The sequence below is a fragment of the Pseudomonas sp. SIMBA_068 genome, assembly GCF_046534705.1.
GTDB lineage: Bacteria > Pseudomonadota > Gammaproteobacteria > Pseudomonadales > Pseudomonadaceae > Aquipseudomonas > Aquipseudomonas putida.
This window is the reverse complement of the sequence record NZ_JAWRYI010001358.1, coordinates 1-245: the sequence shown is the minus strand read 5'-3', so window position 1 is coordinate 245 and position 245 is coordinate 1. Positions and strand designations below refer to the sequence as shown.

The 245-nt window shown below is 58.8% G+C and carries 1 protein-coding gene; it reads left to right on the top strand.

What is annotated here, in order from left to right; genetic code table 11:
- The coding region (locus SB756_RS34045; RefSeq protein ID WP_410913754.1) for a DUF7024 domain-containing protein at positions 1-245 on the top strand (245 nt) is incomplete at both ends.

The window sequence follows — 245 nt, the reverse complement described above, 5'->3', positions numbered from 1 at the left end:
CCAGCAGAACCTCGCGCAGATCCGTATTGAAGATAACAACATTCGCTACAGCGCTGACAGCTTCCGGCTTGACGTGCCTGGCGCACCGGAGAGTGTTAAAAGCTTCAGCGGCATCTCACGGCCAGAGAGCTGGGGCCGCTGGTCTAACGCTAATCTCGCGCGCGAGGTTCATATCGACTATATCGATGCGTTGCCCGCGAAGTTCGATCTGGTGATCACCGCGGGTGCGTATGGCCCCAACGCGC